Below are 25,274 nucleotides of genomic sequence, written 5' to 3' on the forward strand. Positions count from 1 at the left end.
GCAGAAAACAGACCGCGTATCTCAGGCCAGGGGATGGAGATAGGTCAGCGGCGGGTCTTCCTCCGTCATGACCCGGTGCAGGTCCACCATGAAGTCCCCCAGTCCCAGGCTCTCCTGGAAGAAATTTTTTCCGGTACACCACACGTTCCCCTCCTGTACGGCCTTGAAATCCCCCAGCACGGGGCTCTTTTCCAGCAGCTGGCCCAGCGTCTCCAGCTCCCCATCGATGGTGCTGTTGTAGATCAGGATATCGGCGTCCCGGGCTTTCTGGTAAAACTCCTCCGTCTGGATGTTCATGGTGGACTGGACGCCCCCCTCGCTGGTCAGCTCCGGGAAAGCGTAAACTCCCCCAGCCAGGCCGATGGCCTTGGCGATGTAGTCCCCGGAGCAGCGCACGTTTACCCCGCCGTTGGCGGTGATGAAGAAGAAAGCCACTCGCTTGCCGGTGTTCTCCTGCTCCAAAATGGGAGTGAGGCGCTCCAAAAGGCCGTCAAAATAAGTCCGGGCCTCGTCCTCCCTGCCCAGCAGGGCCCCGTAAAGCTTGACCCACTCCATCCGCCCTAGGGGGTGGCTCTCATAGCTGGAACATTCCACCAGTACGGGGACGCCGAAGCGCTCCAGCTGCTCCTTCACCTCCGGGCTGTGGTAGATCATGGTGGATTCAATGGCCAGATCACAGCCCTTGTCCAGAATCAGCTCGTAGTCTGGGGCGCTGTACTTACCGGCATAGACCATAGCGCCCGACCCCATGGCCTGTTTTGCCTCGTCGATGTACCAGCCGTTGACGTCGGTGCCCGACAAAGTGATCGCCCCGATGCCGTCCAACTCCCGAAACAGGTCCATGGCCGAGGTAGCCACCAGGTAGATGCTGTCCAGGGGCTGCTGGAGGACGGTGATGTCTTCCGGGATGCCCTCCGGGACCTTGCCGCCCTCCGGGATTACCAGATAGGCACCGTCCGTCCCGATGGTGATCTTCTGATAGCCGCCCTGGTAGCAGCTGATGGAAAACTGATCCGCATAGCGCAGCTCTACGCTGTGGTCCAATTCCAGGGCGTCCCAGGTCCCGCTCCACTGTTCCTGCGGGGCACAGGCACACAGAAACAGCAGAAGCAAGAAAAACCACATTCCTTGCTTCATGACGCGCTCTGGATGGTCCCGGAGTCGAACCGTAGGGCATATTCGATCTCGTGGGGGGTGCTCATGGCGGTGGTGTCGGCAAAGACGGTGAGCTTTCGGTCAAAAACGGGGACGGGAAGCTCAAAGGTGGAATTGCCCTCGGTCTGAACCGGAAAAAACTGTTTCTCTCCGATGCGCATATAGTCGTAGTTGGAGCTTCCCCACACGATGGTGGCCCAGGCCTGTCCGCCCTCCACCCGCAGGACGGCGGGGGACTGGACACTGGCCCGGCCCGAACCGCCGGACAGCTCCACCTCCACGGTGTAGCCGCCGTTCTCCAGCTCCAGGCTGTCCGCAGTGGGGTAGACGCCCTCCCGGAACGCCTCCAGGGGCAGGGAGTCCGCCCGGAATACCAGGGTGCGGTCGTACCAGATCTCTTTGTTCTTGCTGAAGGCCGCGCAGGGTATCCCCATGTCCAGGGCCTCTACCGGAATGGTGAAGGTGTGGTTTCCCGCCTCGTCCTCCTGGAAAAGAATTTCAGCGTCTCTGGAGGCCTCCGCTCTGGTCCCCATAAACACACTGAGGTAGCCTTTGCCGCCCATATGCATGACGGCGGTCATTTGGCCGTTCTCCACACTTAGCTTGCAGCTCTCGATCTTGAACATGGAGGAGCTGGAGTCCACAGTAATGGGATAAGTACCGTCTTTCAGGGAATCGCCGTAGATGGGGACCATGTTCGGGTCCACCACGTCCTCCACCGGAGCCATCTGGCTGGAGGAGGCCACCTGTCCCTGATTGGAGACGGTGGGCGGCTCTGATTGAGAGAAGCTCGCCGGACTTTTTCCCTGCTCGCAGGCGGTCAGGAGCAGGAGCAAGGCGCAGATGTAACACAGCTTCTTCATTTGGCGACCGCATCCTTTACATGGTCCACCAGCAGCTGCTGGATGGCCTCATACTCCCCCAGGCCCTTGAGGACGCACTCCACCTGATAGCCCGCCCCTTCAAAGGCGGTCTTCCAGGTGTCCTCGTCGTCCCCGGCCATATCGTTGTTGGCATGGTCCCCGGCCACGATCATCATGGGCTGAAGGATTACTTTCTCATAGCTGCCCGCTTTCACCAGCTCCAGCACGGTATCCAGGGAGGGCTCGGCCTCTATGGTGCCCACAAAGTAATTGGTGTGTCCGCCATCGGTGAGGACTTTTTGCATCTTGGCATAAATAGCATTGGATTCCGCCTCGGTGCCGTGGCCCATGAAGCAGATAGCGGTCTTGCTATCATCATACTGAGCGGTGGCGTCCACCATGGCCTGGGCAACGATCTGAAAATCCTCATCCGAGGTGAGCAGGGGGGCACCCATGATGATCTCGTCGAAAGCGTCGGCGTACTGGGCGACCTCATCCACCACGTCGTTGTATTCAAAGCCGTTCATCAGGTGGGTAGGCTGGACGATCAGCGTCTTAACGCCGTTGTCCACCGCCCGGTCCAGGGCCTGAGTCACGTTGTCGATGACCTCGCCGTCCCGGCGCTGAATGTGGTCGATGACGATCTGGGCGGTGAAGCCACGGCGGACAGAGTAGCCAGGAAACGCCTGCTCCATGGCCTCCTCAATGGCCCCGATGGTCAGACGGCGGTTGTCATTGAAGCTGGTGCCGAAGCTGACCACCAGCAGCTCGGTCTCCCCAATGCCATCCTGGTTGCGGGGGTTGTCCAGAGAGGCGTCGCCGGTGGTGTAGTCCTCGTCGTCCTCCGGCTCGCTGGCGGAGCCGGACGGGACCTGGGGCTGACTCTGGGACGCGTTCCCAGGGGCCTGGCTGGAGCTTCCGGGCGTGTTCTGCTTCCCGCTGCAGGCGGACAGCAGGGACAAAGTCACAGCCGCGGCAAGGGCCAGCGCAAGGATTTTTCTCGTTTTCATCTTCTTTACCTCCTGAAAATGCACAAAATAAAACGCAGTCACCCGAAGATGACTACGCCGCAAAACCCTGGGAATTTCCCAAGGTAAAACGGTACAGCCAATACCTCGTGGCCTGGAGCATACGCTCCTGTACCAGCAGTCCGGCAGGTCTCCTGACTCGTAAGTCAACACGCACCGCCGCCTTCCCGACTTTCGCCAGTGGCTGTCTTTTCCGACTCAGACGGCGCGCTCATTACATACAGTGACGAGATCGTACAGGCCTTTCACCTGTTTCCCTATTATCCGTGCCCCCCAAAGGAACACGGCACCGAACGCTTTCTATATTCAATTTTTCCGTATCATATCACGCAGCGACAAGATTTGCAACAGTTTTTTACTCGCTGGGCATAGCCTCCGCAATCTCACTGTACCGGCAGACGATCTCCCCATAGCTTTCCCGCTGGTGGGGGTAGAGGCAGCCGGTACAGTCCTTGCGGCCATCAGGGCGGATTACGAAGTTTCCTCCGCACCTGGGCCCCAGCAGGTATAGCGGGCACCAGCAGAACAGGCAGTTGAAATTCTCCGGGGCCGCGCCCGGATGGCAGGGGAAGTATTCACATTCCCGGTTGGAGAAATAAGAGCACTTTTTATCCGCAGACAAATATCTCAGTCCTTTGCTGATGAACGTGACAACAGTATAATCGACCTGTGTAAAAAACGCAAGGCAAAAAATATATGAAGCCTTGGCGCGAAAAAGGTATTTGTGTCGATGCCGACACAAATACCTTTTCCGCGCCTTCTCCCGTTCTGCTCGTCGTGTCTGCCCAGGCAGACACGACGAGCAGAACCCCTCTCTGTACCTGTTCCACCATGGCCAGTTTTGCTTTCGATTCACAACACAGCACAACCGATGGAGGTCCAAAAGAATCATACATTTTGCGCTTCGCCTCATTCACCATGACAATTTTCTAATCTCATAGTTTTACCCAAAAATCGACGTTCATGTGATGCCTCTGATTTGCCGTGATTTGTCAAAGTCCAAAATACGGATAATTGTGGCACCTTTTTCTCCCCACCTCCCGACCACCGAAAAGGCCATATGCTCCATATTGTCATCCTCAAAAAAGATCCCTTTCAGGTTGTTGATAATGACGTTGATGGCCCGATTAGAGGTATCCCACAACCTGGCATTGTCGCTCCCTCTTGGAGTGACTATCTCGATCTCAACCATCGCTTTATCAAAATAGAGGAGGGGCTCCTGCCGTGCTGCCTCCTCAATAGCTGCATGAAGCATAGCCTTCCAATGCTCCTCAACCGCCTCGGTCAGTCTCTTCATAGAAGGAAGCGGCTCGTTTATAATCAATGTAACGGATGTCCCGTTGTTCCTGCCGTTGATCTGCTCCTGGGCAAGACACTTTTCTGTATCGTTGCCGTCAAAGGTCTCCATATCGTAAATCACCGACAGCAGCTGGCTTTGTAGCCGCAGTGTCAAATCGTACATTTTGCGGAGCTGATTGGCGTCTGCTGCACTGTTATCCGGTAGGCATCGCTCAATCTGTGCTATCGTTTTCTTCAGACTGATATTCATAAAATTGCAATCCTTCCAACTCAAAAATATCCGGATACATTCGCAGAATCGGTCTGTCCAGTTTCCGATAGCAAATCGCATATCGAACCTGTGGCGGTGCCGGCATATCGCTTTTAAGCAGTTTAATCAGTCCCTTTACTGCTGAGAAGAAATAGACATATTTCAGCAAATCAGTTGCCGGGTTGACAAAAAAACGGTAGGGCCACTTTTCATAGTCGCCCTGGGCCGGGTCATGTAATCTGGTTCCATTTTTGCTTTGTGTACATACCTCGTTTTCCGCAGTCAATATGGCCTGTATATCTGTTCGAAACCACTTCGGCGTGGTCAGATAGACATGCTCATACTGCGCCCTTAGCTTGATGGGCGAATGGGACCAACAGGTAGGCTTGTTGCGTTCCAGACAAATATCGGAGAGGAGCTGCCGTCGGCTCCACATCGTCTGACGGATAATATTTTTCGCCGCCTTGTTTCCCTTTCCGTCCTGACAAATCAAGATCATTCCAGTAGCTTTTGTCTCATAGCTGCCATATTTCGTGTAGAACAGCGACCCCTCCGCCCGCACCTGCCACTCCATACTTCCATCCCCAATGTCGTAGACGGCCAGCCGTTCCTGCCCTGCCAGCACCATCCCGGTAAAGCGGGTGGTAGATAGGATACCCGATGCGATGTTCCGCCAACACGCTGAGGGAATAAAAACCGGATTCGGTGATTTCGGTATTTCTGCAACAGCGGGAATACCATGTTCCTCCATGAGCGCCGCCATGCGGGACACTTCTATCACGCGCTGAACAGACTGCGCCCCGCCTCCCGCAGAAATCAGAGGTTTGATATCGGGGAACAGCGCCTTTCCCTTCGCCAAAATCGCCACGCTTCCGTCTTTGCGCTTGATGAGGTACTTGTTCTTTGTCAGAGGCCGGAACACATAGGACAGCGCCACCTGATCCCCGGTTTCTGTCTCATCCAGCATGTGCAAACAGCCGGAATAATCCAGGAGATTGAACCGGGCTAGGTGATGGATAAGTTTTAATTGGTTTTCATGCAATCTCATTTGTTTCCTCCAAATAAAAATGTTGGGCGGTCAGGCCAGCGGCTTCTCTTAAAGCTGTTGACCTGCCGCCCGATTTTGTGACTGCCTTCACAGAAAACAATCACCCCCTCAATCACCAAAGCATTCGCTTAGTCCTCCAGAGAGTTGCCGTTGAGATATGCGATCAACCGCTCCGTGTAGATGCGGATATACCGCTGCCGGGTCCCGATGTTGGCACCCAGCAAACAGAAGGGCTCCCGGCCCTCTGCCACCAGCTTGGAAAGTTGACGGGGCGAGACACCCAGCAGCTCCGAGGCTACTTTCAGGGGTGTGAAGTTGGGGTATTCCCGACGCAGCTTGTTTGTCGCTTTGTTGTCCAAGACATTTACCTCCTTTCTCCGCGCAGCGCGATATTTTCCGCCGATATTCAATCGGCCTGTTCCTTTTGGCCCAACTGCTCCACAAGCGCCTGGACATTGATGTAGTACACGCCGCCACTCTTAATGTGCGGTATCGTGCCATTCTTACATCCCTGCCGCAAAAAATACTGCGATAGTCCTGTGGTCTTGCAAGCTTCTGTAATTTTCTGGAATGGAACCATAGGCATTACCTCCTTTCTCTGTTTTTGCATATTCGCTCCATATTTCTATATTGCCTATATGCGATATTCAAATCATACACCTGTACAGTGTCGCTGTCAATACTTATTTTTCTTATTTTGAAACTATTTTATTTCTATAAAATTTTATATTGCTTTTCCGCGACTCCCGTGGTATAATGAAGCCCTATTACAAAACAGGAGGGAACACCATGACGACTGGAGAAAGAATCCGCACCCGCCGTAAGCAGCTTGGTATGTCGGTGGATGACCTCGCCGCCAAGCTGGGCAAAAACCGCGCCACCATCTACCGCTACGAGAGCGACACCATTGAAATGCCAGCCAGTCTGCTGAAGCCTCTGGCGGACGCGCTGGATACCATCCCCGACGAGCTGATGGACTGGGGCGACCTGCTGGTCAGCGAAATGGAGCGTCAGGACAAAATGAACGAGTTCTTGCCGCTAATCGTGGACGGAATTTCTGTTGAGGGCAAGAACCAGAAATATATCTTGTTCAAGGCTCCCACACACGGCGGCCAACTGGAATCCAATTTCCGCTCCTTGCTCTCGACGCTCTATCATATCAATTTGGCTGATCAAGGCTCCAAAATGCGTACTATGCGGATTTTAAGCGAATTGGTATCCTCCCTCGATACCAAAACTCAGGAAAAACTGGTGTCCTACGGAGAATTTCTGGATGCACAGGACCAGAAAAAGAGAGGAACCTCTATTGAGCACCCTTACCAACGCGAATAAAAGAAAGGAACACTATGGCATCAACCAGAAAACGAACAACCAAAGACGGACAAACTTTTTATGAAATCCGGGTCAGCCGTGGACGTGGAAAGTCCTACCTGACCACTCGCTGGTATCCTCCGGAGGGATGGAGCCAGAAAGCTGTCGAGCGATCCCTAGCAAAAGAAGCTGCGGAGTTTGAGCGCCGTTGCCGGGAGGGTGAAGTCGTCAGCCGGGCAGAGCAAAAAGAAAGCGACCTCCAGCAAAAGCGGGAGGCCGCAAAAGTTCAGACACTACGCCAGTACGGCGAGACAGTCTTCATGCCTGCCAAAAGTGTCACCATGAGCGAAAATGGCCGCTGTACCTACCAGAGCAATCTCAATCACTGGATATATCCCACCTTGGGCGATTTGAAGATGCCCGACATCACCCCGGCCAATATCTCTGCTCTGCTGCTGTCCATGCAGTCTGCTGGCAAGGCCCACGCCACCTGCGTCAAGGTCTATACAATCTTACGCAGCCTGTTCAAGATGGCGTATATGGCAGATGTGGTCTCCATCAACCCGATGGACAAGGTGGAGCGGCCCAAACCGCGAAAAGGTGAAATCAAAGACAAGGATGTGGATGCCTACACAACTGATGAGGTCCAGCGTATTTTTGCTGCTCTGGAGCATGAGCCGCTGAAATGGCGTGTCCTGATGCGGCTGCTGATCGATACGGGTATCCGCCGGGGCGAGTGCTGTGGGTTACAGTGGAAAGATATCGACACCAAGTCTGGAACGATCACGATTCGAGGAAATCTCTGTTATACACCCCAAAAGGGTATCTACCTGGACACCCCCAAGAGCGGCAAGGTGAGAATGATTGACGTTGACCCGGAGATCATCGGCCTGCTCCAGCAACTCAGGTTAGAACAGGCAGGCCACGCCATCAGCACCTATGTCTTTACCCAGCAGGGTAGCCCGGAGCCCATGCACCCGCAATCTCCAGCCAGGTACATGCAAAAGTTCTCCAAGAAGTATGATGTACCGGGGCTCCATCCACATAAACTCCGTCACACATTCGCCAGCATCGCCATCACCAACGGTGCCGATGTCGCCAGCGTATCAGAAAAGCTGGGCCACAGCGACAAGGCCGTTACCCTCCGCATGTACACACACGCAGACCAGGAAAGCATGAAACGGGCCAGCCAGATCTTCAGAGATGCTTTGAAAAAAGCCGGTCAGGCGTAGTATGAATCAATCCCTAAAAACCTGTCGGTATGGGTTTCTGTATGGGTTTCCTGCCGGGTAGTTTCTTCTCTAGTCAAAAGTAAAAACCCGCTATCCCTTGCGGGACAACGGGTTTGAGTGGAGCTGCTACCCAGATTTGAACTGGGGACCTCATCCTTACCAAAGGAGTAAATCAAACATTTTCGCCCAATAATAGGCCAAAAACAAAAAATTTCGGCGTACAATCCGATTTTTGCGGTGTCAAAAAATTTGCAGGCGGGGGACCTCGGCCCCCTGTTTTTTCATGCCATTTTCCGCAAGGATACGCCCGCTACACACGGCATGACACTTGTACCAAAAGGCACAAAATAAAGAATCTGTGCAAAACAGACAAAATTAGCTCAGAGAATCAAGAAAGTTTAGCTAATATTGAAATAAATTTCTACTTGACATTCCCTGTGGGGGCTAAAACGTGTTTTTTCTTTTAATATTGGCAGGTTTTTTCGTCTGTTGAAAAAGAGCAAAATTGAGAATGCCCTCATGTTATTGATATTCTAATGAAAATACATATAGTTGGGCAGTAGGCCAAGCCCATTGCTAAATTTCGATTTTGCTATAATAGGAGTATAGCGAAATAGCGGTAAGTGTGCACTATGGGGAAGGAAACATATAATTATTGGAGGCGTTTTTTATGTATGAAAATATGATAAACCAAAATTTGTATATTCGAGAAATTGTTGACCCTGACAGCAAAAAACACTATCTTATTTACATCTATTTGTCAAGTGAAAAATATGGGCCGTTTAAAGATTTTCATTGTGCGGAGTATTATATTACGGACACCTACCCACATCATGATGTGCTTGTCAGATATAATCGGATAGAATTTTTGCCCGAGGAATATGACGAGGAAGAAGAGATTTATATTTTGACGGAGTGGCTGTTCTCAGCACTATCCGAAGGAGTCAAGCGTTTTGAGGCTATTATGTCTCAAGGGATAAAGGGAATCTAAGGAAAACCGCTTGCATTATTTCGCTATACAAGAAACAGGGAGCCAGCCCCGGCCCCCTGTTTTTTCATGGTCCCGATAATCCGCACCCGGCCCCGGAAGGAAATGCGAGAGCGTCAGCGGGTCGCATCGGAGCGACGGCAATTCCCACGGGGGCCAGCTATCAGGTTTTGCCAGCCTATCGGCGGGGAATTGCCATGGAGCGGAACCAACCTTTGACCCCGCCTTGCTCCCAGCCGCCGACAACCGCCCAGCCGCCAGCCGTGGCGGGCCACCCAGCCGCCGTCACCCCAGCAACGCCACTTTCAATACAAAATCTTGTCTTTTAGCGACATACATAACACACCTCTCTGCCGCTGATTTCTGCGACAACCGATATATATATACCACAACTCGGACACACCACACAGCCCTCTACTACCTCTGAGCCACAAAACTGACAAAACCGTTTCTCAGCATGGGGGGGGGGGGCTTGGTATCCGTCACTGTTATACACATTCTGAGTTTCCATGCGAAGTTCCTCCTTTATATAATAGGTTTGTTCAGTGAATATATTGAGATATGACGCTTTAGAATAAACGTATCATAAGTCAGAGTTACACAGTCATGGAATACGGGGTCTATACTGTGCTGGCCCATTATCCAGTACATCAACAACTGCAATGTATGCTGTATTATAATCTTTCGACAAAATCGTGACAACCATAGAAACTAAGTTACTTATGCAATACTGCTTGCCAGCCTTATCTACAGCCATACTAACGCCCTCCTACTATACCATCCAAGTGCTTAACTATATAATCTACCCCCATCAGATGAAGGTACTCAAAATGCTCCCGTATATAGCCAAAAAGACCGTATGCCTGAAATACCTTGGACGCACTAAAATTATCAAGTTTATACTTCTCCATATAGGCCATAAAACAACTGTTTTGCAGGAAGATAATATCATCGACCACTAAACTCACCTCACATACCATTAGTATGATAAATAGTTACCAGCTTAAACTGCAATTCATACGGAGGAATACAAAACTTTCTATACATTTCTCCCGAATAGTGATAAACACTATCCCACCTATATCAAGAAAGGGCGGCCCCAGCACATATAGTGCTGGGGCCTGTCGGCATATTACTGATTCCAACCTGTATTGCTAACTTACGCGCCCTCCAGCAGACGCTGAATCTCTTCCTCTGACAACTTATTGAAGCCAGAATTCTTGTCCTGCTCAGCCTGCCACTCATCTGGATAGAACTGTTTCATAACGTTAGTCCTATAAAGGGTCTCGTTGATAGAACCGTCAGCATTTCTTGTAGACCCATCTCCATTAGTAACATCAATCTTATACTCTACACCATCTAAGATTACTATATTCCATGCGTGTACAGCATCAATGTCACAAATAATCCTAACAGAAATTCCCTCAGCCTCTAGCAACATCGCATAAGCACCGGCTAAACCATCGCACACGCCCTTACCAAGAATCAACGGGCCAAAAGCAGTATGGGACTCCCAAGGAAGCTCGCCTGGAGAATACAGATGAAAGTCAATACTCACATCGGGATTTTCAGATGAGATGCAGCCATAGGTCGTATTCTCAAGCATCCAACGGAAATAAGCAATTGCCTTTTCCTTCTCACTCATACTTGAAGTGATTTTGCCAGAAGCCCACAACTCATCATGGACGGACTTCACTTTTGCTTCGACCTCAGCACCATGATATGCTTCATACATTTCTTGACTAATGTCATTCTTATCAGCTGTCGGATATACCCCCATGCCTGTGGACTGCGCTAAGCGAACTAAGGATACCGTACACTCAGACCTCGTGGCCTGCTTATGAGGATTGATATTACTGGCGGCATCTACCGGAAGGAGATTGTACTTCGCCATTGCTTCTACCCCAGATACCGCCCATGTGGATACAGAGGACATATCACTGTAGACCACAGGAGCCGCCTTCGGAGACAGAGACAGCTTGCTGATACAGTTGCTCACCATAACCGACATCTGCTCGACCGTGATTTTGTTGTCAGGGGCGAACTGCTTGGAACTGACACCGTTCACAATGCCAGTAGACCTCGCCCACTCCACATAGGGGCCATACCAACTCGTGATGTTCACATCCTCGAACTGAGTGGTCTTGAACTGGCTCACGTCAGCGTTGACCATTCTTCCCAGAATAGTGACAAACTGTCCACGAGTCACCAGCGCATCAGGAGCGAATGTCGTCTCGCTCGTCCCGCTGATATAGCCGTTGTGCAATGCGTAGGCCAACTCGTCCCTGTACCACGCATCCGCCGGAACATCAGTGAACTTGTCCACCGAAGCACCCTCCGCCGCAAACGCACTCGGCACCAGCGACAACGCCAACACCAACGCCAGAACACACGATATTAACTTTTTCATAATGTCCTCCCCTTTTTATTAAGGTTGTGTCTCAACGGTCTAGCCTTGGGGGTGGGACTTCCCGGCCCCCGTAGGCTTTTCCGTGAGACAACAAAAGCGGCGCAGGGGTTTTAATCCCTACACCGCCGAAGCTACGCACACAAGCCATAGATTTCCCCATTGATTATTGCCGGGAAAACCGTTATAATGGGCCTTGGGCGCAGAAAATTTCTGCTGTGTGGGACTGGACCTTAACGGGGTTTCCTGCATAGGGGCGTGGGGAGTTGGCCCTCTCCACGTCCTGCCTTATTGCTTCTGCTGTCTCTTAATCCTTATATTACACTAAACCGCTTGATTGTGCAAGCGGTTTTTTTATTTCTGCTCGCCTGTGCTATGCCCGTTGTACTGCGGACTGTTAGCGTGTTCGCTGGCTTGCACCTTATATGCCGCTCAACTATATCAGCTGCGATTATCCGTTTTGTCAGAATGATTTCTGGAACATTGATATCGCAGTACTCTTTGCGTCGGCCAGAAGTGTTTGTTTACACAGCAATCTCAAAATACTCCCAAATATGCGAATTGGCCTTGTTTTTGGGGCTGTCTGTCTCCGAACCCCTGAAACTGTCTGTAACGCAGAAGTTAGCCGCCTTTTGGGACAGAGTAGCTAGTCTGCGTCTTAACGTCTTTCAACTATATCATCTGCGGTTTTCAATTTGGTCAAAATTGATTTCTGGAACATTGATATCGCAGTACTCTTTGCGTCCGTGGGGATAGTGTTTGCTTATGCTGTAATGAGCGAAGCTTAAAAGTGCACTTTTAAAAAAGTCGTCGCTGTCAATCAGTTGTTCGAATACATCCACCATAATGGGCATGACAAGTAAATATCATCTTTTCTTCGTTATTTTGCCGAAATTAGATTTTAAAAAAAGAAAGAGAGCACCAAACCCCTCAGAAAAATTACCAAAATCAACACTGTTCAACGTGTGAAAAAGATGAACAAAAGATGAACAGAAATCATATGAGCAATTTTCAGCGTCAGCTTAAATTTTAGATGCTGACTTATGCAGTACCCGAGAGCAGTTGAAAGAATGTTAAAAAGTTATGAATTACTTATAATTTTGCGTAAAAACGGCAATTTGACATCAGAAAATGTTCATAGTAATATAAAGACAACAAGGGCCCTTGTTTAAATATAGTACCTATTCACTTTTGCCATCCGTTCGGGGACGCCCGGACAGAAGGCCCGCCATTAGAAAATATTTTTTTATTGTTAGGAGGCATTTTTCCATGAAAAATTCCAAAAAAAGGGAACTGTTCATTGCTGTTATGCTGTTAGTTTTTTCCTTTGCTTTTGCGGCGGTCATTATTGCCCTCGAAGTTGGCAACTTACTTATCCCTTTGGACGTGCTATTCATCAATACTTTTTGGATTCTTGTTTGTGAAGTTGCAATAACAGCTTTGACTGTATTTTTGATTATCTACGTTCATTGGTTGCAACGGCATCCATCATTTGGAAATCTCGAAACATCGGTAAATCTTTTCTTCCAGAAAATGCGGCAAAAATTAGCTTTGAAAAACGCACAGTATATTGCTCCTCCTCTCCAATTTTTCCTCTGGCAGACGCTTAATCGCAACAAATCCCTTTTGGGTATTGACCCCGGCCCCGACATGGGGTCACTTTCTCCCAATGGCTGGCGTACTGTCTATCGGAATAGAACGGTCTATTATGTGTTCGAGCTGGTAACGAAGAATGTGCCGGAACAGGACGAAAAAATCTTACAGCAACTTATTAACCAGTTTATCGTTGCTGAATTGAACAATCATGGTATCGTCAATCTTTCAGCAACATTCAACGGTTATTATTCCGTCTATCTCGACCGCCTGACCTATGACGATGTGCGCCATGTTCTGGTGTTCGATGTTCTCTATGTGGCCTCCGACAAGGCGGTGGCGGCTCTCGCCAAAGCCTGGGAGCGTGACCGTCCCAAGGCCGCCGCGCCAGAAATGGATGTTTTTGACGATGAACTGTGAAAATCAGAAGCCAGATTTAAAGCTCTGTGTAGGAGTGGAGCAAACCGCGCTGACCGCTGGCCTTAAAATCCCCGTATGGGTGGACTTCTGTAATCCCCACCTGCTCCTGTCGGCTCCATCTGGAAGCGGAAAAACCTACTTACTGACTTGGTTATTGTCCCAGCTTGCCCAAAAACCCGGACAAGTAGTTTTAGCGGACTTCAAAGGAATTGATTTTATTGAAATGGACGGCTGCAAAAACTATTTCCGGCATGATGCAGTTGCCGAGGCTCTGAATATCGCTTTTGATACCCTTCAAGCGCGGATGCACGACCCCGGCAAGGCCACCGAACCGTTGTTCTGCGTAGTGGATGAGTGGTCTGGGTTTATCTCGTTTTGTCAAAAGAAGGAGCAGACGGAGTATTTACAGAAAATGGCAAGTCTGTTAATGCTTGGCAGGGGCGCCGGGGTATTCGTCATAATGGCACTTCAAAGGGCAGATGCCAATTATATCACGGGTAGAGACAACTTCGGTAATGCTCTGGGCCTTGGCAGACAGTCAAATGAAGCAATTAGAATGCTCTTCCAAGATGAGGCTGACCAAATCCAGCCCAAAGGTAGAGGGCACGGATATCTCCGAACGGATGGCAAGCCATTGCGGGAAATTGTGGTGCCACGGATACGGGACATGAAAAAGCTAAAGGAGCAAATCAGGGCAAAGCTGCAATAACAGCGGGGAGCGGCGACCCCCAAACGCCGCCCCCATTCAGGGGTATCATCGGAAGGAGGAATCACGGTGAGCAGACAAGCTTTGCATAATTTTGTTAGAGAACTGGAACGGCTCTACAATGGCGAGCTGACCGAAGCCGAGAGACTGGCCCAGGCATATTCCCGCGAAGTCAGCGTAGCTGATGCTATTGGCTCATTTACTGATGTGCGCTATATCTCAGACCAGTTTTGCAATCTTTTAGGCGTGCAGGTCGATTGCAAGAACGATTACGGGGAAATTTCCATAGACACTTTGGAACAGTCTGCCGCAAGCGGATGCGAAAAGGTCAGATTGCCCGAGGAGATAGCCGAAGAAATTACGAATCTGTTTGCAGAAATTCGTTTCGTCTGACTGCTTGAATGAAAGACCTCCCATTAACTATCTCCGCAGACTATTATCCCCCAGTATGGGTCCATTTGTCTATTAAATTCGAGGAGCTGACCTAACGGCTATACGGGGAGAAAGGGGCCATATATGGCGTACAATCTAAATGTAAATCTCGCCGGAGTAAACGGCGGCGCAGACTATGCGATTTTGAGCGCGAAGAACGAAATTTATCCCTATGCAGACGGGAAACGAACGTCTGACACGCCCATCGGGGTCAAATTAACCCTGGCCCTCCAAAATTCCCGTCTTTCAGCACTGGTCGTCAAATTTGACCATGACCCTATACCCAGCGTAGAGGACGCGCAGATCGAAGCAGCTTGCAGCGCGTGTAAATTTCTTTTCGTAAGAATCCCCGACTGCAAAGTCAAAGTCTATTCCAGCTCCGGCAGTGGGCTTGGGATGAGTGCAACGGCAGAAACCGCGGAACTCGTAAATCAGAGCAAGTAAGTTGGCTGGGGTGGGTGGCAGCGAAGCAGAGCGAGAGCTGTCCACCCACCCGCCGCCCCAAGGGGGCGGCTTGACTTGATATTAATTTGAAGAACATTGGGCCGCGAGGTTGGAAAAGCAACGATGAAAGTAGAAAAAATACCAGACGTAAGACCAGCGCCCAAGGACGAAGTGACATTAAAGACTGCTGGAAACGTTATGGAAATACGCTATGCCAGCAACACGGCAGGCTCACCAATTCAAAAGCTGGATAAAGACCATGGGCTGGACACACGAACGGGAGAGGTCATAGACTACCAGCACAACCAAAACCGCGCCGGGGATATGGCCAGCGTAGCACAAAGCCTGAAACGGCTGCGAGACTTGATAAACGCGAATCTGGAAAACCCAGACACAGCCCTGTGGGTGACGCTGACTTATGCGGAGAACATGACCGACACGAAACGGCTATACAAAGATTTTCACGCCTTCTGGAAACGCTTTCTCCGTTACTTGAAAAGAGAGGGCCACCCACGCGCAGAGTACATAGCCGCTGCCGAGCCACAAGGCCGTGGCGCATGGCATCTGCATCTTTTGGAAATATTTCCCAGCAAGGCCCCCTTCATCCCAAACGCACATATGGCAAAGCTATGGGGCCACGGCTTCACCAAGACCAAGAGCTTAAAGGGAGTGGACAACCCCGGCTTGTATCTGACGGCCTACCTGGGCGATATGGAATTAACAGAGGCATTGAGCAGCGGCATAAAGCGAGGGAAACTGGTGAAGGTAGAAGTAAAAGGCAAGCAAGAGAAAGCGATTGTAAAAGGGGCGCGATTGAAGTTATACCCGCCGGGCTTTAATCTGTACCGCTGTTCCCGAGGGGTAAAGCGCCCGGAAGTCTGTCAAATGACGGAACAAGAGGCCCAAGCAGAGGTCAACGGAATGTCTCTGACCTACGAAAAGACCATATCAATCACCGATGAGGGGGGGACGTTGCGAAATATCATCAATTACCGTACCTATACCAAACCAGCGGAGAGCGACAACAAAACACCTACTAAAACCGAACAAGAAACAAAATAAGCTGGAACTATCAGAAAAGCGAACAAAATCCGCCCGCCCACAAGGGCGGGCTACCTTTGAAAAAAACGAATCAAAAAAGACATATCATATAACTATCAAGAACAATCTGAAATAATAAAGACCTCCGCACCGTAACAAATGGAGGTTATATGAGCCTATTAGAGCACCGGCCCGACCTGTTGACAGTCCAGGAGGCCGCCGAGATACTACGGGCAGACCCCGCCCAGGTGGGCAGCTTCATCAGGTCCGGGGAAATCAGTTGTGCGGAAATCGCAGGAAAAACGTTAATCCCAAGGGCGTTTTTAGAGGATTTCATTGCAAAAAGTTGCAAGGTGTGTTATAATAAGGGTGTAGAGATAAGCACCCCCGCCCCTGACAGCCAGGAGGCACAGCACCTTGACAACTGCAAAGCGGATTGTACGCCATTTCAAGGAGAGATTGAGATGGCAAAAATCACCCGTACCGTCACTATAAACGGCGTTAAACACTGGATAAGGGCCAGCACAGAGCAGGAATACGCTGACAAGCTGCTGAAGCTGGTAGTCCCTCAGAGCGCCCCCAGCGCCGCCCCGGAGCCAGTCAAGCACCCTTTCGCTGATTACGCTATGACCTGGTTTGAGACCTACTCCAAGCCCAATATAGAAACCGTGACGGCCACCACCTACAAGCGGCAGCTCACCGGTCACATACTCCCCGCCTTTGAGGGGCTGGCCGTGGAGGACATCACCACCGATGACGTGCAGCGGCTCTTTAACAGCATGACCGGGGCCAAGACCTCCAAGGACAAAACTAAAATGGTCCTGAATCAAATCCTGGACGCCGCCGTGGAAGATGGCCTGATTGTCAAAAGTCCGTTGAAGTCTAAAAGAATCAAAATCACGGGCAAGGCCAGCCAGCCCACGGCCCCCTATACGGTGGAGCAAATGCGCTACCTTGTCCAGCATATCGGGGACATTCAAGATCCCGCAGACCGGGCCTATCTGGCGATCCAGGCCCTACACCCCCTACGCCTGGAAGAAGTGCTGGGACTGCAAGGGGCCGACATTGACCCAGAGAATGGAGCCATACATATTTGCCGGGCCGTGACCCACCCAGACCGCAACCAGCCCGAAGTCAAGGACACCAAGACCCGGAGCAGCGCCCGGACGATTGGCCTGTCTGCCCTGGCTGTCCCCTATCTTCCCCAAACCAAACCGGGAGAATTTGTGTTTGGCGGCAAGCGCCCCCTGTCCTATACCCAAGTTAGAAAGATGTGCAACCGAATCAAGCGGGACACAGGCTTTAGTGAGAACATCACGCCTATTCGTTTCCGTACTACCGTACTCACCGACCTGTACGACCAAACCAAGGACATAAAGCTGGCCCAGGCAGCGGCAGGACATACCACCTCAGCCATGACCCTACGCTACTATGTCAAGGGCCGGGAGACCATCAGCAAGGCCGCCGCAGTCGTTGACCGGGCCTACTCCGCATAGTTGCAGGAAATTTGCAGCGGCCCAAGCCTGGAAACCCTTGCGGCACAAGGGTTAGAAGCCCCTTGACCCCCTCAAAAATTGCAAAATCTTTTGCAAAAAGCCCATTTTTTCAGTAACGAGGTCTTTTGAGAAATTCAAATACCCCGAAAAAGTTGCATAAACAAAGAAAAACCGCCTAAATCTCTCGATTTAAGCGGTTTTTTGTGGAGCTGCTACCCAGATTTGAACTGGGGACCTCATCCTTACCAAAGGTAACTTTGAGGTCTTTTTTCGTTTTATAGCTCAAAAAAGGTTTCTATATCACACCTCAATCGTTTTATATTACCATCTATCGTGTGTAATTTATCATACCTGCTCACAGCTTTAGTAGTCAAATAGTAGTCAAGTCTATACGCATATTCTTTGCACTCTGTGTACCTCTTCAAATATTACAGTGGCGGTGCTTCTGTCAACTCAGCCTGTGCCCGTAAGATGGCTTTGAAAACAACTTCATACAATGACTCACAGTGGGCATTATCTCTATCGGCTTGCGCTAGTGCCTCTAAATACACTTTCTTCTCTTCAACTTTGAAGTATATTGGAGGCAGTTTCCTCCGAATGAGCAATAAATTCATAAATGCACGGAGAGTTCTTCCGTTTCCGTCACCAAACGGATGAATAACAGTTAATTTGTGATGAATTATGGCTACTTCTTTGACATATTGGCTCAAGGAAATGTCAACTGATCGTTCCAGCAGTCTTTGCACACTAGGCGACAATTCCAGTAAAGCCGGAATAACCTTCGAACTATCTATTGTTTCAAATTTTGCCCCCATTACAAGTGGGTTGGATTTTCTAAAAGTCCCTCCAAATTCTGGTGATGGTGCACAGGAAAATAGTTGACGATGCAATGAAACCAAGCCGGAAAAAATATCAACATTTTTATCTTCTGGAATTGAGAACAGGTAGTCATACATAAGGGCATGTCCAGCTATAGCAACTTCATTTTCGTGTTGTTCGGTACAATATGGACTGTCTACCTTGTGAAGTTTTATATCTGTAACAATTTCAGCTACTTTTTCCCGTCCAATATTGATTCCTTCCATACGAGCATCGTTATATACATACTCATTACAATACTTCCTCTTAACAAATTCGCTGGGTTCTACATACAAGCAGTCCTCTCCAGCATCTATTACTTGGGCATATAAATCTGCATATGTATAACCTAGCACTTTTCGTTTTTTATCTGCACCAAATTTCTCTGCTCTTTTCTTCAGTGAAGATGGTTCGCATTTGCCCTCAATCTTGTGAAATGAAGAAGCCGCTCGTATCAAACAAGAGGAAAAACTCACTCCGAAGTAATCAGCAATTTCTAGGACTTGATCGAATGTCAAATAGCCAGTTGGAGCACGCTTCATAATTTGCTGTTTCATTTCCATATATGGCATTAGAAGTTCTGCGGCAAAACTCTCTGCATACCGCTCAATAGGTATATTGCTACCAAGATTACAAATATATGTACTACGACTATCCTTAATATGATGGCAAAGTTCATGAGCCGTTGTATACCGCTGTCTTGTAATGGGGCGCTTTATATTAATCCCCACAATCGCTACATCATCTTTTCCTTGGGCTGGCAGATACATGCCCTCACAACTTTTATTAGAAAATGCACGAAAAACAAATGGCACACCCAAGTCAGTCAACATTTGGAATGGATTGATTGGGTATGTCACTTGTCTTTCATGAAAATATTCTGTGAGAAATGCCTGTGCAAGTATGCGCGCTGAAGCCCCACTTCGCACAGCTTCTTCGACACTAATCATTGGGCTTTTCGTTCCTTCATCATTCGTTTGAATTCCATTAGGTTTAAGATTTCTTGTTGATCCAATGCGTCTAACTCGCTGAACTTGCGGGCAAACATTTGTGATGGCATCTCTACTGGCCGCCCAGAAAGTAATTCGTCAGCTGAGATTCCATAAATCTTGCTGAATTTTTCCAATTCTTCACAAGAAACCTTCCTGTTTCCTAGTTCAATTTGTGATATGGCTGCCCGGCCAACATTCAGTTGTTTGGACACATACTCCTGCGATAATTGAAGTGCAGTTCGAGCCTTCTGAAGTCTTTTCCCCAATTCAGTCATATGGACACCTCCTCTCACACAATGTAGTATATACTCTTCCGATGGAAATTGCAACAAAAATGATTGAAAATCTATCAGTCACTTTCACTAAAACTCTGTAATCCATAAAAAGTTGTACAAACTAATACACCAAACTAATTCTTCTGGCCTAAAACAACACACAGGTTCCCTATTTATATTTCACCTTAACATATTCCACCTTTACTTTGCCCTCCGAAATATCCCGTAGTAACTCCACTGGCCCCGGCAAACTCTCTGCACAGAAATTTTTTCGTAATGGAATCGGACTGATTCCCAACTTAGCGAATTTATCCAGCAGTCCAGCCGTACTATACCCTTGCTTCTCCATCTTTTGTAACGCCTTATCCGCCGATTGGGTACGCTGAAGTCGGGAGGCCAGTTCTAACATCGCTTCCTTATTTTCTTTCTTGAACCCGGATTGTTTGATCTTTTTTTCCAATCTTTCCATTTGAACAAATTCAGTATCAGGAAAACACCTGCTGAAATGCCCGATGATTCTATCTTCGCTCTCCTGCACCATTGTCCACAGCACTTTCATAGGAGAATCAGAATTCATCTCCTTTTCAATCTTGCGTATGTATTCACGTTCGCAGTGAATCTCAAACCGCAGTACGCCTTCCGGCAATTTCTCATAGGCGATTGCCAGATTTCCATTCCTAATCTGATAGGTCTTATCATAGATCACCAGTTCATGAGTTCCGCAGACAAACCGCAAATAGTGCTTATTATAACGGTTCGCCTTTTTCTTATCGCTGTTTTTATAGAATTTGCGTTCATATTTCAGAGGTGTAGGCAGCTTGCGCAGGACACGTACCAACTCGCGGAACAGCTTATTGTTGCTGCATCGTATATTTGTGCATAAATCCAGCCGGGAAATGTAGTAATTATTGAGGTTGTTATCAAAAACCGTGCCTTCAAACAGGTCTTTGAACGCTTTTTCCAGCTTTTCCATGCTGGATTTCTTTGGTGGCAGGATGCCCAGGTATGAGCACCCCGGCTCTATCAGAACACGGGGATTGATAATCATCCGTACATAGTAAGTGTCGAACCCATTTTCTCCCTGGTTGTGTTCCAGGCAGATACGTACTCCATGTTTACCGTATTTCATACAGCAATGACGGCCTTTACGCTCCTGATAGATAACAATGTTCATTTTGCCCTCTTGGCTGCGATACAATGTGTCTTTTATATGATGATATTCATGCCTGGTCAGCCGCATAGATAACTCAAATGTATGGCTGGAAAATCTATCTGTCTCCAGTTCAAACACGGCGGTTTTCTTCGATTCGATACGTTTAGTCATACATAACACTCCATTCATCCTAAAGATTATAGGAATGTTATGCGAGTATCAAAAAATACACCCCTCTATTTTCCCTTAACATAACTATAAGGACAGTACACAAGAAAAAGCAGAAAATCATACTGGGGGGTTGTTGTTTATTCAATGGGGCAAATGCAAAATGTCTTCAGGTTTGATTGACATACCCGCTTTCGTATTGTCTTGAACTATATATTATAGCTATAGAGGCAAGAAAGCCACCAAACAATCTGAAAAAGGAGATGTCTCAAATGGATGAAGAAAACAACTTCTTGAAGGAACAGGAAGAAACGGTAGCGGCAGAGAACCCCCGTACCCCTGTAGCGGATTTTGCCTTTTGGCTGCGGGACTTGGGCGGCTGTGCCTCTTTCCGAGGGAACTTTGTTTCTCTGGACCGGGCAAAGGCCGATGTCATAGCCTCCGATGCGGGCGAGGCGTTCCAGTCCAAGGCAAAGTGCCGGGATGCTGCGAAAAAGCGTGTGGATGAGGCAATCCACGAGGCCGAGCAGAAAACGGAATGCCGCATGAGCGTTTCAGGAAGCAGCAGCTTTTATCAGGAGTTCCGGCAGCGGTTTGACCATCGGCTGGACGCTTTGAGGGAAAAGCTGGAGCTGCTGCGCACGCCTGAAAACGCTGCGATTATAAACAAGATAGCCAGCCACCTGATAGCCTCTGAAATTCACCGGAAGGCGAAAAAAATCTGTGGTGATCTCTCTGCAAAGTATCTACTCATGCCAACCAGCACATATTACAGTGAAATTAGCTATGATGCGTGGGATTCCTCGGACTATGAGACTGGGGTTGCAAAGCTCATTGCCAAATGTTTTATGCGGCATGGATTTAATTGCTATGAGGTAATTCAGAGCATTGAGCGAGACGCACAAACCGCTCTCGACAGTTTTCAGGCAGACTTCAACGCACAGATTCAGGATGAAATCTTGTCCTGCATAATAGAGCCAACTCAACAGTTGCTTTCTCACCTTTGAGATTTTAAGGCTCCGCTCCTTGCATTAAGAACAGAGGTGAGATTATGATCGAACGGCTTATGAATCTGGAACACCCTTATGGGGAACCTCAATATCGCAACCTGTCAGAACAAATCATTTCGCTAAAGCAACAACTTTTTAGTCAACTAAATCGACAGGGGAAAGACCAACTGGATCAACTGACAGATAACTATTTAGCGCAGCTTGCCGCTCTGCGGGAAGCTGCGTTTTTTGATGGTTTCTGTTCCGCCGTTGATCTGATGGTAGACTATCTGGAGCATAAAGCCCCTGGCCGCTCTAAAACAAATCAAGAACAGCCTCCAAAAGCCTAACAACCTGAGTTACTTTGCTCGGCGGTATCCTCTTAATCAACTGTTTTATATATGCATTCATGTCCTCAGAATCAGTGGCTGGGGTATCAAAACGGAGCAGGTCGGGTAAAGGAACCTCCAATCCAACAGCGATTTTATAGAGGGTATCTACTGTGGGGCATTTCTGGCCCCGCTCTATCTGTCCATAATACACTGTGTTAATTCCGGCACGCAAGGCCAATTCCTCTTGGCTGATTTCCTTTTGCTTTCGCAGATGCCGAATCCTGTCGGCGGTTGCCTGCATGATCTGTTGTTTTCGCATAGTTATCGTATTCCCGCCTTTAGATTATTTCTCCATAACTTTATACAATATTTTATGAGCATTCAACAGTCTAAAGGCTATTGAAAAGAGCATATGGACTTGCTTTTGATTCCTATGTATGCTATACTGCCTCACATGAGCGAAGTACACGATACTGTAGATACAACTTCATTCCCCAGCACTCCAAATTCTTACGAAGGAGAGATTATATTATGCTCAAATATGACTTTCTGGGCCAAACAGTCATTTTTGAGGATGCCGCAGAGCGATACTATGATATGTGGTATGCCTCAAATCAGGCTTGTTTGGCAGCGGCCCAACGGTTCAACGCATGGTACAAAGAGTGTGGAAATATTCAAGCTGTTCTGGACGGCTACCTCCCGTTTGCAGAATCGCTGCTTGGCCAACTGGCCTTCCGTTCCCTGTTCGGTCAACTCGCCGCCTATGAAATCTATGATATGAGCGAGGAAAGCTATTGGAAATGCTGCATTGGCTTAGGAGAATCTGAATCTGCGCTGGAAACGATAGAGAAGCAGTATAACGCTATCCTGAAAAAACAAAACGCTGAAAAGGAGTATCGCGCTGATCGAAAAGCCGGCCGCAGCCATTACAAATCTTATACCAGCTTTCACAGTGATTATTGGCTGAGGAATCAAGCAGAGGCTGGAATGAAAAACCTTGCGTCATTTGCGGGTCATACGTTGTGGAATGCTGTTGGTAATAGCGGCTCTGCAATATCAGCTTCTATGGACAAAAGTGCGCTTTACAAAAATTCTGCTACCCAAGACACCCTGTTGAACGGCATCCTTGCTGATCTTTTCACCGCGTATTATGCCCATATAGACTTTCTGAATGAGCGCAAGGAAAACTATGTTCAATCTATATTTGATGAAGATAAGTCCAATGCACTCTTTGAAAATGCAAAAAATTTGCCGGAAAAGCAAAATGAACTACTGCCCCAGGCATTTGTACTATGTCCTTGGAACGAAGATTTGGTGAAATATATCTTTATCCACTTCCCCAAAGACAGAAAGACTATGTATGCCGCCGCTCAACGCTTCTCCGTTGATTTATCCAACACAGTAGAAGAAATCTTGTCGCAGGAATACAATGAAGAGGCACAGTCCTCCGAACAGGCGGCGCAAGCGGCAAAGGAGCGCATTTTGACATATATGCGGGAATATGGTGTGTCAGAGAGCGCAACCCTTGATCGGTTGGAGACTGACTGCTTACGAAGGCTCTGTGAAGGGTATCAGACAGCGGGCGAGGAAAGTTGCAATCGGCTTGCAGATAAAGTACGTCAATACCCGGCACAGGAAAAGATGAAGGAACCATTCTTAGAGTTGCTGCAAAAGCGTGTAGAGTCCATTTGGCTGGAAGAACTGACCCAAGCCTGCCAGGGCTATGAAACGGCAGATGAATCTGCTTGTGAGGAGTTTATCGCCGCAATCAAAGCGCATAAGGCCCCCGATGTACTGAAAGCCCCATTCTTGAAAAAGGTACAAGCCCGGATCGAAAATATCTGGTCTGCGGAGGACGGGGAAATTTTTGATAACCTTTACATGAAAACCGATATTACAGATTCCAAAGCTGTTGCGGAGGCCGTGTCCTATGTGCAGAACAAGGGCCGTACTGATTCTTCCAAAAAGTATCTTGACGCATTGAACGCCTGCACGCCTAAAAACATTGAACTTGCCCAGCTATATCAAACCACAAGCCGCTATAAATCGTATATAATTGCGGCCATCGTCTGTCTTATCGCCACTTTTGTATTTATTATACCAATTCTGGTCGCAATTCCGCTTTTCATCAAGGCATGGAGTATGAAAAAAGCGTGGAAGTTACTTACTATCAATGGTACGATGATTCACCCTGCGCTGCTTTCCACGCGGCCTAACATCAAATCCAGCAAATAAATTCACTTTTCCACTACAATGCACAATTTAATTCCATGAAATAGAGGACGTGAACTATATGAAAGCACAAAGATGGTTATTCATCTTTGCAGGAATCTGCGTATTGTTTCTGGCAACGGGGTGCAGCGGAGAGTCTACCATAGATGCCATCGTTCCCGTTAGCCAGGAAACAGCCTCCGAAAATGATGTGGATATCTTGAACGATGAACAGTCCACAGTGGAGGTTGGGGAGTGGCAAAAGGCGGTGGGGGTATGGGAAGACGAAAACGGTCGTGGATATACCATGCACGTATCTGTAAATGAATCCGAAACAGATATTCTATTTTCTATTTCCTTCGTCCCCCACGGAAGTGTGTTCCTGAATTGGGTACTCCCTTGTAAATTGGATGGTGAGATACTTCATTATGATAAAGGTGTCATGAGTTTTATGGAGATTTTACCAGATGAAAATGGGGAACCAATATCCGATTCATCGGTGGAAAAGGACTTGATTGGAAACTTCTCTTTCGATTCTGACCAAGATATTTTGATTTGAAATGATGAATCGAATGAGTATGGT

Annotated in this window: 28 protein-coding genes, 1 pseudogene and 1 riboswitch; of the genes and pseudogenes, 14 read left to right on the forward strand and 15 right to left on the reverse strand. The window is 48.6% G+C overall.

The features are described from left to right. Positions 1–21 precede the first annotated feature (21 nt). The 8 genes from VV088_RS16930 to VV088_RS16965 form a co-directional block, all read right to left on the reverse strand. Positions 22–1,125: an ABC transporter substrate-binding protein gene (locus tag VV088_RS16930; RefSeq protein WP_334601865.1), complete on the reverse strand. Its 1,104-nt coding sequence runs from the start codon at positions 1,123–1,125 to the stop codon at positions 22–24. Positions 1,126–1,133: 8 nt separating this feature from the next. Beyond that, a complete protein-coding gene (locus tag VV088_RS16935; protein WP_334601866.1) occupies positions 1,134–2,018 on the reverse strand; it encodes a hypothetical protein in 885 nt (294 codons plus the stop codon). Beyond that, complete coding sequence (locus VV088_RS16940) at positions 2,015–3,028, reverse strand: sirohydrochlorin cobaltochelatase (protein WP_334601867.1); 1,014 nt, start codon at positions 3,026–3,028, stop codon at positions 2,015–2,017. The genes VV088_RS16935 and VV088_RS16940 overlap by 4 nt, the downstream gene beginning before the upstream one ends. A 125-nt stretch (positions 3,029–3,153) precedes the next feature. After that, a riboswitch (cobalamin riboswitch) is annotated at positions 3,154–3,355 on the reverse strand. Between the two features lie 46 nt (positions 3,356–3,401). After that, positions 3,402–3,668, reverse strand: a complete 267-nt coding sequence (locus VV088_RS16945; protein WP_334601868.1) for a cysteine-rich small domain-containing protein — start codon at positions 3,666–3,668, stop codon at positions 3,402–3,404. 339 nt (positions 3,669–4,007) lie between these two features. Further along, the gene (locus tag VV088_RS16950; RefSeq protein WP_334601869.1) at positions 4,008–4,595 is read right to left on the reverse strand and encodes a hypothetical protein; all 588 of its coding nucleotides are present in this window, start codon (positions 4,593–4,595) and stop codon (positions 4,008–4,010) included. Further along, positions 4,558–5,643: a hypothetical protein gene (locus tag VV088_RS16955; RefSeq protein WP_334601870.1), complete on the reverse strand. Its 1,086-nt coding sequence runs from the start codon at positions 5,641–5,643 to the stop codon at positions 4,558–4,560. The genes VV088_RS16950 and VV088_RS16955 overlap by 38 nt, the downstream gene beginning before the upstream one ends. A 128-nt stretch (positions 5,644–5,771) precedes the next feature. Beyond that, positions 5,772–6,002, reverse strand: coding sequence for a helix-turn-helix domain-containing protein (locus tag VV088_RS16960; protein ID WP_160664829.1), 231 nt, complete (start codon positions 6,000–6,002; stop codon positions 5,772–5,774). A gap of 47 nt (positions 6,003–6,049) precedes the next feature. Continuing rightward, positions 6,050–6,223 carry a helix-turn-helix domain-containing protein gene (locus VV088_RS16965; RefSeq protein ID WP_334601871.1) on the reverse strand — a complete coding sequence of 58 codons (174 nt, stop codon included), beginning with the start codon at positions 6,221–6,223 and terminating at the stop codon, positions 6,050–6,052. Between the two features lie 209 nt (positions 6,224–6,432). On the opposite strand from VV088_RS16965, the gene VV088_RS16970 reads away from it, so the two are divergent. From VV088_RS16970 to VV088_RS16980, 3 genes are all read left to right on the forward strand, one after another. Further along, entirely contained in the window at positions 6,433–6,975 is a 543-nt protein-coding gene (locus tag VV088_RS16970) for a helix-turn-helix domain-containing protein (RefSeq protein WP_334601872.1), read from the forward strand. A gap of 14 nt (positions 6,976–6,989) precedes the next feature. Continuing rightward, positions 6,990–8,186, forward strand: a complete 1,197-nt coding sequence (locus VV088_RS16975) for a tyrosine-type recombinase/integrase (protein ID WP_334601873.1) — start codon at positions 6,990–6,992, stop codon at positions 8,184–8,186. Positions 8,187–8,856: 670 nt separating this feature from the next. Next, entirely contained in the window at positions 8,857–9,177 is a 321-nt protein-coding gene (locus VV088_RS16980; protein ID WP_334601874.1) for a hypothetical protein, read from the forward strand. Between the two features lie 601 nt (positions 9,178–9,778). Here the strand turns inward: VV088_RS16980 and VV088_RS16985 are convergent. The 3 genes from VV088_RS16985 to VV088_RS16990 form a co-directional block, all read right to left on the reverse strand. Further along, positions 9,779–9,931 carry a hypothetical protein gene (locus VV088_RS16985; RefSeq protein ID WP_334601875.1) on the reverse strand — a complete coding sequence of 51 codons (153 nt, stop codon included), beginning with the start codon at positions 9,929–9,931 and terminating at the stop codon, positions 9,779–9,781. Position 9,932: 1 nt separating this feature from the next. After that, positions 9,933–10,154, reverse strand: coding sequence for a DUF3791 domain-containing protein (locus tag VV088_RS22880; protein WP_442913169.1), 222 nt, complete (start codon positions 10,152–10,154; stop codon positions 9,933–9,935). Positions 10,155–10,333: 179 nt separating this feature from the next. After that, the gene (locus VV088_RS16990; protein WP_334601876.1) at positions 10,334–11,584 is read right to left on the reverse strand and encodes an S-layer homology domain-containing protein; all 1,251 of its coding nucleotides are present in this window, start codon (positions 11,582–11,584) and stop codon (positions 10,334–10,336) included. 1,266 nt (positions 11,585–12,850) lie between these two features. Between VV088_RS16990 and VV088_RS16995 the strand changes: the two genes are divergently transcribed. The 7 genes and pseudogenes from VV088_RS16995 (at position 12,851) to VV088_RS17020 (ending at position 17,713) form a co-directional block, all read left to right on the forward strand. Then, a complete protein-coding gene (locus VV088_RS16995) occupies positions 12,851–13,594 on the forward strand; it encodes a hypothetical protein (RefSeq protein WP_334601877.1) in 744 nt (247 codons plus the stop codon). Further along, complete coding sequence (locus VV088_RS17000) at positions 13,584–14,303, forward strand: type IV secretory system conjugative DNA transfer family protein (protein WP_334601878.1); 720 nt, start codon at positions 13,584–13,586, stop codon at positions 14,301–14,303. Before VV088_RS16995 ends, VV088_RS17000 begins: the two co-directional genes overlap by 11 nt. Positions 14,304–14,369: 66 nt before the next feature. Continuing rightward, complete coding sequence (locus VV088_RS17005; protein ID WP_334601879.1) at positions 14,370–14,693, forward strand: hypothetical protein; 324 nt, start codon at positions 14,370–14,372, stop codon at positions 14,691–14,693. A 123-nt stretch (positions 14,694–14,816) separates the two neighbouring features. Next, a complete protein-coding gene (locus VV088_RS17010; RefSeq protein ID WP_334601880.1) occupies positions 14,817–15,176 on the forward strand; it encodes a hypothetical protein in 360 nt (119 codons plus the stop codon). 123 nt (positions 15,177–15,299) lie between these two features. Then, positions 15,300–16,238 (forward strand): rolling circle replication-associated protein, encoded by a 939-nt coding sequence (locus VV088_RS17015; RefSeq protein WP_334601881.1) that lies wholly within the window; start codon positions 15,300–15,302, stop codon positions 16,236–16,238. A gap of 149 nt (positions 16,239–16,387) precedes the next feature. Beyond that, positions 16,388–16,549 (forward strand): annotated as a pseudogene (locus tag VV088_RS22885) (helix-turn-helix domain-containing protein); the annotation flags it as partial. A 132-nt stretch (positions 16,550–16,681) separates the two neighbouring features. Next, positions 16,682–17,713, forward strand: a complete 1,032-nt coding sequence (locus VV088_RS17020; RefSeq protein WP_334601882.1) for a site-specific integrase — start codon at positions 16,682–16,684, stop codon at positions 17,711–17,713. A 428-nt stretch (positions 17,714–18,141) separates the two neighbouring features. On the opposite strand, the gene VV088_RS17025 is transcribed toward VV088_RS17020, so the two are convergent. The 3 genes from VV088_RS17025 to VV088_RS17035 all read right to left on the reverse strand — a co-directional run bounded on the left by VV088_RS17025 (position 18,142) and on the right by VV088_RS17035 (position 21,162). Continuing rightward, positions 18,142–19,521, reverse strand: coding sequence for an ImmA/IrrE family metallo-endopeptidase (locus VV088_RS17025; protein WP_334601883.1), 1,380 nt, complete (start codon positions 19,519–19,521; stop codon positions 18,142–18,144). Further along, a complete protein-coding gene (locus VV088_RS17030) occupies positions 19,518–19,838 on the reverse strand; it encodes a helix-turn-helix domain-containing protein (RefSeq protein ID WP_334601884.1) in 321 nt (106 codons plus the stop codon). Before VV088_RS17030 ends, VV088_RS17025 begins: the two co-directional genes overlap by 4 nt. 169 nt (positions 19,839–20,007) lie before the next feature. Then, positions 20,008–21,162, reverse strand: coding sequence for a hypothetical protein (locus VV088_RS17035; RefSeq protein WP_334601885.1), 1,155 nt, complete (start codon positions 21,160–21,162; stop codon positions 20,008–20,010). 269 nt (positions 21,163–21,431) lie between these two features. On the opposite strand from VV088_RS17035, the gene VV088_RS17040 reads away from it, so the two are divergent. Both VV088_RS17040 and VV088_RS17045 read left to right on the forward strand, forming a co-directional pair. After that, entirely contained in the window at positions 21,432–22,166 is a 735-nt protein-coding gene (locus tag VV088_RS17040; protein WP_334601886.1) for a hypothetical protein, read from the forward strand. Positions 22,167–22,210: 44 nt separating this feature from the next. After that, complete coding sequence (locus VV088_RS17045; protein WP_334601887.1) at positions 22,211–22,498, forward strand: DUF6809 family protein; 288 nt, start codon at positions 22,211–22,213, stop codon at positions 22,496–22,498. Here VV088_RS17045 and VV088_RS17050 read toward each other — a convergent pair. After that, positions 22,464–22,799, reverse strand: coding sequence for a helix-turn-helix domain-containing protein (locus VV088_RS17050; protein WP_334601888.1), 336 nt, complete (start codon positions 22,797–22,799; stop codon positions 22,464–22,466). The two genes, VV088_RS17045 and VV088_RS17050, sit on opposite strands and share 35 nt — an antisense overlap. Before the next feature lie 212 nt (positions 22,800–23,011). Between VV088_RS17050 and VV088_RS17055 the strand changes: the two genes are divergently transcribed. Beyond that, entirely contained in the window at positions 23,012–24,715 is a 1,704-nt protein-coding gene (locus VV088_RS17055; protein WP_334601889.1) for a hypothetical protein, read from the forward strand. A gap of 58 nt (positions 24,716–24,773) precedes the next feature. Continuing rightward, positions 24,774–25,250 carry a hypothetical protein gene (locus VV088_RS17060; protein ID WP_334601891.1) on the forward strand — a complete coding sequence of 159 codons (477 nt, stop codon included), beginning with the start codon at positions 24,774–24,776 and terminating at the stop codon, positions 25,248–25,250. The last annotated feature ends 24 nt before the right edge of the window (positions 25,251–25,274 follow it).

The organism is Lawsonibacter sp. JLR.KK007 (assembly GCF_036941135.1).
Classification (GTDB): Bacteria; Bacillota; Clostridia; order Oscillospirales; family Oscillospiraceae; genus Lawsonibacter.

Bases quoted from the DNA above. Each gene is read 5' to 3' on its own strand.
- VV088_RS17045 (WP_334601887.1), top strand. From the start codon at position 22,211: ATGATCGAACGGCTTATGAATCTGGAACACCCTTATGGGGAACCTCAA.
- VV088_RS16935 (WP_334601866.1), bottom strand. From the start codon at position 2,018: ATGAAGAAGCTGTGTTACATCTGCGCCTTGCTCCTGCTCCTGACCGCC.
- VV088_RS17000 (WP_334601878.1), top strand. From the start codon at position 13,584: ATGAACTGTGAAAATCAGAAGCCAGATTTAAAGCTCTGTGTAGGAGTG.
- VV088_RS16990 (WP_334601876.1), bottom strand. From the start codon at position 11,584: ATGAAAAAGTTAATATCGTGTGTTCTGGCGTTGGTGTTGGCGTTGTCG.
- VV088_RS16965 (WP_334601871.1), bottom strand. From the start codon at position 6,223: ATGGTTCCATTCCAGAAAATTACAGAAGCTTGCAAGACCACAGGACTA.
- VV088_RS17040 (WP_334601886.1), top strand. From the start codon at position 21,432: ATGGATGAAGAAAACAACTTCTTGAAGGAACAGGAAGAAACGGTAGCG.
- VV088_RS17060 (WP_334601891.1), top strand. From the start codon at position 24,774: ATGAAAGCACAAAGATGGTTATTCATCTTTGCAGGAATCTGCGTATTG.
- VV088_RS17010 (WP_334601880.1), top strand. From the start codon at position 14,817: ATGGCGTACAATCTAAATGTAAATCTCGCCGGAGTAAACGGCGGCGCA.
- VV088_RS16950 (WP_334601869.1), bottom strand. From the start codon at position 4,595: ATGAATATCAGTCTGAAGAAAACGATAGCACAGATTGAGCGATGCCTA.
- VV088_RS16985 (WP_334601875.1), bottom strand. From the start codon at position 9,931: ATGGCTGTAGATAAGGCTGGCAAGCAGTATTGCATAAGTAACTTAGTT.
- VV088_RS17015 (WP_334601881.1), top strand. From the start codon at position 15,300: ATGAAAGTAGAAAAAATACCAGACGTAAGACCAGCGCCCAAGGACGAA.
- VV088_RS16955 (WP_334601870.1), bottom strand. From the start codon at position 5,643: ATGAGATTGCATGAAAACCAATTAAAACTTATCCATCACCTAGCCCGG.
- VV088_RS17035 (WP_334601885.1), bottom strand. From the start codon at position 21,162: ATGACTAAACGTATCGAATCGAAGAAAACCGCCGTGTTTGAACTGGAG.
- VV088_RS17055 (WP_334601889.1), top strand. From the start codon at position 23,012: ATGCTCAAATATGACTTTCTGGGCCAAACAGTCATTTTTGAGGATGCC.
- VV088_RS16980 (WP_334601874.1), top strand. From the start codon at position 8,857: ATGTATGAAAATATGATAAACCAAAATTTGTATATTCGAGAAATTGTT.
- VV088_RS17025 (WP_334601883.1), bottom strand. From the start codon at position 19,521: ATGATTAGTGTCGAAGAAGCTGTGCGAAGTGGGGCTTCAGCGCGCATA.
- VV088_RS16940 (WP_334601867.1), bottom strand. From the start codon at position 3,028: ATGAAAACGAGAAAAATCCTTGCGCTGGCCCTTGCCGCGGCTGTGACT.
- VV088_RS17020 (WP_334601882.1), top strand. From the start codon at position 16,682: ATGGCAAAAATCACCCGTACCGTCACTATAAACGGCGTTAAACACTGG.
- VV088_RS22880 (WP_442913169.1), bottom strand. From the start codon at position 10,154: ATGGTATGTGAGGTGAGTTTAGTGGTCGATGATATTATCTTCCTGCAA.
- VV088_RS16975 (WP_334601873.1), top strand. From the start codon at position 6,990: ATGGCATCAACCAGAAAACGAACAACCAAAGACGGACAAACTTTTTAT.
- VV088_RS16930 (WP_334601865.1), bottom strand. From the start codon at position 1,125: ATGTGGTTTTTCTTGCTTCTGCTGTTTCTGTGTGCCTGTGCCCCGCAG.
- VV088_RS16995 (WP_334601877.1), top strand. From the start codon at position 12,851: ATGAAAAATTCCAAAAAAAGGGAACTGTTCATTGCTGTTATGCTGTTA.
- VV088_RS17030 (WP_334601884.1), bottom strand. From the start codon at position 19,838: ATGACTGAATTGGGGAAAAGACTTCAGAAGGCTCGAACTGCACTTCAA.
- VV088_RS17050 (WP_334601888.1), bottom strand. From the start codon at position 22,799: ATGCGAAAACAACAGATCATGCAGGCAACCGCCGACAGGATTCGGCAT.
- VV088_RS16970 (WP_334601872.1), top strand. From the start codon at position 6,433: ATGACGACTGGAGAAAGAATCCGCACCCGCCGTAAGCAGCTTGGTATG.